Here is a 701-nt window from a genome sequence, read left to right as displayed (position 1 = left end):
GTGGATCGGCAGGATCCATCCAAGCTGCTCATCGCCACCCATCACGGGCTGTTCCGTGCCGGTGCCGACGGCAAGGCGGAGCGGATTTCCGAGGTTCAGGACTTCATGGGCTTCAACCCGCATCCGAGCGATCCGAAGACGCTCTACGCAAGCGGGCATCCGGCACAGGGCGGCAATCTAGGCTTCATCGCCTCGACCGACCAGGGGAAGACCTGGACGCAAGTGTCCCCCGGTGTGAACGGCCCGGTGGACTTTCACCAGATGACGGTCAGCCCCGCCGACCCGAACACGATCTACGGGTCCTACAAGGGGCTTCAGATCAGCCGAGACGCGGGCAAGACCTGGACAGTGGTCGGCTCCACGCCCGACAAGCTGATCGACCTCGCCGCCTCGGCCAGGGATGCGGACACGCTTTATGCCGCGACGGAAGACGGCCTGCTGATCAGCAAGGATGCCGGCAAGACCTGGAAGCCGCAGCTTGAGGGTGCTCCCGTCAGCCTCGTGGAGGTCACGCCCGACGGCACGCTCTACGCCTTCGTCATCGGCCGCGGGCTGGTGCGCTCGGCGGAAGAGCCGCTCAACTTCGCCGAACTCGGCAACGATTTCGGAGGCGGCTACCTCCTGCATCTCGCCGTTGACTCGACGAACCCGGATCGGCTGTTTGCCTCGACCGGCAAGGGCCGGGTGCTGACCAGCACGGA

The 701-nt window shown here is 65.5% G+C and carries 1 protein-coding gene; it reads left to right on the top strand.

Annotation, left to right across the window (positions count from 1 at the left end; translation table 11 throughout):
- On the top strand, positions 1-701 hold a 701-nt coding region (locus LG661_RS24770), incomplete at both ends, for a WD40/YVTN/BNR-like repeat-containing protein (protein WP_230534653.1).

The organism is Microvirga roseola, from assembly GCF_020866965.1.
Lineage (GTDB): Bacteria > Pseudomonadota > Alphaproteobacteria > Rhizobiales > Beijerinckiaceae > Microvirga > Microvirga roseola.
Note: the sequence above shows the minus strand (reverse complement) of the source record. Positions and strands in the feature narration are given on the sequence as shown.